This is a genomic window from Polaromonas sp. P1_G4, assembly GCF_056405475.1.
Genome location: NZ_JBFUCA010000328.1, coordinates 1 through 4,830, shown reverse-complemented (window position 1 = coordinate 4,830; position 4,830 = coordinate 1). Strand labels below are relative to the sequence as shown.

Annotated in this window: 5 protein-coding genes and 1 pseudogene; all 6 read left to right on the top strand. The window is 62.6% G+C overall.

What is annotated here, in order from left to right; translation table 11 throughout:
• Positions 1 to 436 (top strand): enoyl-CoA hydratase-related protein (locus tag AC1D1X_RS15780; protein ID WP_477698614.1); only part of this gene is annotated, 436 nt, incomplete at its 5' end.
• Positions 436 to 1,104, top strand: coding sequence for a DUF4126 domain-containing protein (locus AC1D1X_RS15775; protein ID WP_477670074.1), 669 nt, complete (start codon positions 436 to 438; stop codon positions 1,102 to 1,104). The genes AC1D1X_RS15780 and AC1D1X_RS15775, both read left to right, overlap by 1 nt.
• Complete coding sequence (locus AC1D1X_RS15770) at positions 1,097 to 3,088, top strand: acetyl/propionyl/methylcrotonyl-CoA carboxylase subunit alpha (protein WP_477698613.1); 1,992 nt, start codon at positions 1,097 to 1,099, stop codon at positions 3,086 to 3,088. The genes AC1D1X_RS15775 and AC1D1X_RS15770 overlap by 8 nt, the downstream gene beginning before the upstream one ends.
• Before the next feature lie 36 nt (positions 3,089 to 3,124).
• Complete coding sequence (locus tag AC1D1X_RS15765) at positions 3,125 to 4,054, top strand: 2-hydroxyacid dehydrogenase (protein ID WP_477670072.1); 930 nt, start codon at positions 3,125 to 3,127, stop codon at positions 4,052 to 4,054.
• A 45-nt stretch (positions 4,055 to 4,099) separates the two neighbouring features.
• Complete coding sequence (locus AC1D1X_RS15760) at positions 4,100 to 4,558, top strand: DUF3592 domain-containing protein (protein WP_477698612.1); 459 nt, start codon at positions 4,100 to 4,102, stop codon at positions 4,556 to 4,558.
• Positions 4,559 to 4,584: 26 nt separating this feature from the next.
• A pseudogene (locus tag AC1D1X_RS15755) lies at positions 4,585 to 4,830 on the top strand (hydroxymethylglutaryl-CoA lyase); the annotation flags it as partial.

Genomic DNA, 4,830 nt, shown 5'->3' with positions numbered 1-4,830 from the left:
GGTGGCGGCATGCGACATGGCTGTGTCGGTGGACACGGCAGGGTATTGCCTCAGCGAGGTGAAGCTGGGCCTGATACCCGCCACCATCAGCCCGTATGTGATTCGCGCGATGGGCGCGCGGGCGGCGCATCGCTACTTCCTTACGGCTGAACGTTTTGATGCGGCCGAGGCCTTGCGCATTGGTTTTGTTCACGAAGTGGTGACAGCCGATGCGCTGGACGCCAAGGTGGCCGAGCTTGTGAAGGCACTTGTCAATTCAGGCCCCGAAGCCGTGAAGCTGTGCAAACAGCTGGTGCAGGACGTGGCTGGCCAGCCCATCACGCCGGAGCTCGTGCAGATGACGGTGGAAAGCATTGCCGATGTGCGCGTGAGCCCCGAAGGGCGTGAGGGCGTTCAATCCTTCCTGCAAAAACGCAAACCGAACTGGATCACTTGATGCAAGCCCTGGACACCGCACAACTGATTGCCCTGGCCGGTGCGTTGGGCTGGGCCAGTGGCGTGCGCCTGTACCTTGTCGTGCTGCTGACCGGGCTGGCAGGGTTTATGGGCTGGGTAGAGCTTCCGCAGGGACTGCTCCTGCTGGCCAACCCGGTGGTGCTGGGTGTCAGCGGCTTCATGGTGTTCATTGAATTTTTTGCCGACAAGATTCCCGGCCTTGATTCGCTGTGGGATGTGGTGCACGGCGTGATTCGCATCCCCGCGGGTGCGGCGCTTGCTGCGGCGGTGTTTGGCGCCGACAACGGCCTGGGCGCGCTGGTGGCTGCGTTGCTGGGCGGCACACTGGCTGCCACCAGCTTTGCGGCCAAGGCCACCACGCGCGCAGCCATCAACACCTCGCCCGAGCCTTTCAGCAACATCGGTGCCTCGCTGGTGGAAGACTCGCTGGTGCCGGCCGGCCTGTGGTTGGCGATTGCCCATCCGCTGATCTTTGTGGTGGTGCTGGCTTTGGTGCTGGCGCTCAGCATCTGGCTGATCCGCGTTTGCTGGCGGTTCCTGCGTCAGCTGTTTATCCGCGTGGCCCGCATCTTCAGCGGGCGGCCCGACCCGGGCACCACTTCCGCATTTACCTTGAAGTCTCCTTTCTCAAAGAACGACCATGTTTAAAAAAATTCTTATTGCCAACCGGGGGGAGATAGCCTGCCGCGTAGCGGCTACTGCACGCCGCATGGCCATCCAGTCCGTTGCGGTGTATTCCGATGCCGATGCGGGCGCCAAACATGTTGGCTTTTGCGACGAGGCAGTGCATATCGGCGGCAGCGCGCCCAAAGACAGCTATCTGCGCTGGGAACGCATCATCGAAGCCGCCAGGGCCACCGGCGCCGAGGCGATTCACCCCGGCTATGGTTTCCTGAGCGAGAACGAGGAATTTGCCCAGGCCTGTGCCGACGCGGGGCTGGTCTTCATTGGCCCACCGGCGTCGGCCATCAAGGCCATGGGCCTGAAGGCCGAGTCCAAACAATTGATGGAAAAAGCCGGCGTGCCGCTGGTGCCCGGCTACCACGGCAGCGACCAGGACCCGGCCCTGCTCAAGCGCGAGGCCGACCGCATTGGCTACCCGGTGCTGATCAAGGCCAGCGCAGGCGGTGGCGGCAAGGGCATGCGTGCGGTCGACAAGACGGAAGACTTCGACGCGGCTTTGGCATCGTGCAAACGCGAGGCCATCAACAGCTTTGGTGATGACGCGGTGCTGGTGGAAAAGTATGCCCAGCGCCCGCGTCACATAGAGATCCAGGTGTTTGGCGACACGCACGGCAATTACGTTTACCTGTTTGAGCGTGACTGCTCGGTGCAGCGCCGCCACCAGAAGGTGCTGGAAGAAGCGCCTGCCCCTGGCATGACCGAAGCCATGCGCAAGCAGATGGGTGAAGCGGCTGTGGCTGCTGCGCGCGCCGTGAATTACGTGGGCGCTGGCACGGTGGAGTTCATTGTGGAGCAGCGCGCCGACGGCAGCATGAACTTCTTCTTCATGGAAATGAACACGCGCCTGCAGGTGGAGCACCCGGTGACGGAAGCGATTACCGGGCTGGATTTGGTGGAGTGGCAACTGCGCGTGGCCTCGGGTGAAAAGCTGCCGCTGGCGCAAGATCAACTGCGAATCCACGGCCATGCCATCGAAGCGCGCATCTGCGCCGAAACGCCTGAMAACAACTTTCTGCCCGCTACCGGCACGCTGCACGTCTACAAGAAGCCGGCGCACACGGCATTTGAAAGAGGACAGGTCCGGGTGGATGACGGCGTGCGTGAAGGCGACGCGATTTCGCCTTATTACGACTCCATGGTGGCCAAGCTCATCGTGCATGGCGCCACGCGCGAAGAAGCGCTGGCCCGGCTGGACGATGCTCTGGCGCAGACCCGCATCGTGGGCCTGAGCACCAATGTGCAGTTCTTGCGCTATGTGGTGCGCAGCCCTTCGTTTGCCAAAGCCAACCTCGACACCGCGCTGATCCAGCGCGAAGAAGCCGTGCTTTTCAAGCAGGAGCCGGTGGGCCTGGCCATGGCGGGTGCGGCGGCGGTGGCCAAGGCCCTGCTGGATGAGCGGGCCATGGAAGGCGCAGACCCTTTCAGCCGCCGCGATGGCTGGCGCTCGCATGGGGTGATGGAACGCCGCTTTGAGTTTGAATTTCACGACGAACCGGCCAAGGCAACGCTTGCCTATCTGCACGACGGTGCGCTGCGCCTCACGATTGGCGAGGCATCGGGCCCGCTGGTGTTTGCCGAAACCGCCCAGGGCATTGACGTGCAGTTTGCCGGCCAGCGCATGACGGCTGCCGTGTATGCCCAGGGCGAGCTGGACCATGTGTTCACCGCCAAAGGCGCCACGCAAATCCTGTCGATTGACCTGCTGGCCCATGCGGGCGAAGCGCAGGCCGAAGGCGGCCGCCTCACGGCGCCCATGCCTGGCAAGGTGGTGTCGTTTGCCGTCAAGGCCGGTGACAAGGTGAGCAAGGGCCAGCCACTGGCGGTGATGGAAGCCATGAAGATGGAGCACACCATTGCCGCGCCGGCCGATGGCGTGGTGCAGGAGTTGCTGTATGCGCCGGGTGACCAGGTGAGCGAGGGCTCGGAATTGTTGAAAATAGCCGTTTGATTTTTACTTTGCTTTGATTCAAACGGGATTCTTTTCATGCGCATCAGTTTTTGCTGTTCCGATATCAAACCCCAGCCCTGGGTAGACGGCCTGAAAGCCGAGTTTCCCGATGCGCAGGTGGAGTTGTGGTCCACTGGCGCGGCGCCGGCCGACTACGCGGTGGTCTGGGCGCCGCCCCAGCAGTTCTTTGACGAGCAGCCAAAGCTCAAAGGCATCTTCAATATTGGCGCCGGCGTTGATGCGCTGATGAAGCTGCGGCTGCCCGCCGGCGTACCGGTGGTGCGGCTGGACGATGCCGGCATGTCCGTGCAGATGGCCGAGTTTGTGTGCCATGCGGTCATTCGCCATTTTCGCGAGCTCGATGGCTATGAGGCCGATATTGCCGAAGGCAAGTGGTCGTACCGCAAGCCGCGCCTGCGCACCGATTTCCCCATTGGCGTGATGGGCCTGGGCGTGCTGGGCGAGCGCGTCGGACGTGCATTGGCGCAGTTTGATTTTCCGGTCAATGGCTGGAGCCGGTCGCCCAAGACGATTGAGGGTGTGCGGTGTTTTTCAGGCGATGCGGGTGGGCAGGGTTTTCAGGATTTTCTCGCGGCCAGCCGCATCCTGGTGTGCCTGCTGCCGCTGACGTCTGAAACGCGGGGCATCATGAACCTGGACACCCTGTCGCAGTTGCGGCCCGGCGGCTATGTCATCAACGTGGCGCGCGGCAGCCACCTGGTCGATGGCGACCTGATCACGCTGCTCGACAACGGCCACCTGGCGGGCGCCACGCTGGATGTGTTTCATACCGAACCGTTACCGGGAGATCACCCTTTCTGGAAACACCCGAAAGTCACGGTAACCCCGCACACCTCGGCCCGCACGCTGCGTGAGGAAAGCATTGCCCAGATTGCGGGCAAGGTGCGTGCCGTCGAGCGCGGGGAGCGGGTTGCTGGTATTGTTGATCCACTGCGTGGCTATTGAAGTTGTTGAAGTAGCTGTTGAAGCGCAGACCCCGGAGTTTCAGTGATGCCATCGTCCACGCCCCACCGCCTGCTCAGTGTTTTGGGCTGGTTGTTGCTGGTGCCCAGCGGGCTGACGGCCCTGGCAGCGGCCTGGCTGCTGGCCTCAAGCCTGGGTCTTGGCAGCGACACCCGTACGGTAGCCGGGCGGGTGGTGGGACATGAAGCGTCCCGCCTGAAGCTCAGCACGGGCCAGAAAAGCATTGTTGAATTTTCCGCACACGATGGCCGTACCCTGCGTGTGGCCGACCCCTTGGTGCGCCAGGGCGGTGCCGTCCATAAAGTGGGTGAGGCCGTGAAGGTGCGTTATCCGGTGGCAGATCYGGTGCAGGCCCAGATTGTGGAGTCGGTGCTGGTGCAGGGCTTTATCGGTGGGGTTCTTTTGTTGTTCAGTGCGCTGGGTGTGCTGGCCGGCTGGCTGCTTTTGTGGTTGCGCCCGCGTGGCGCGGCACTTGCGGCCGCCTGATCCTGAAATCGAATACGGAAAAAACCATGTCCTTGCCCTCCAAAGTCAAAATTGTCGATGTCGGCCCGCGCGACGGCTTGCAGAACGAAAAAGCCCAGGTGCCTGCTGCCGTAAAGATCGAGCTGGTGCACCGCCTGCAGGACGCTGGCCTCACTGAAATCGAAGTCACGAGTTATGTGTCGCCCAAGTGGGTGCCGCAAATGGCCGACAACGCCGAGGTGATGGCCGGCATCAAGCGCAAGCCGGGTGTGCGCTATTCGGTGCTGACGCCC

Excerpts from the sequence above, each read along its gene's own strand:
- AC1D1X_RS15775 (WP_477670074.1), top strand. The coding sequence starts at position 436 with ATGCAAGCCCTGGACACCGCACAACTGATTGCCCTGGCCGGTGCGTTG.
- AC1D1X_RS15765 (WP_477670072.1), top strand. The coding sequence starts at position 3,125 with ATGCGCATCAGTTTTTGCTGTTCCGATATCAAACCCCAGCCCTGGGTA.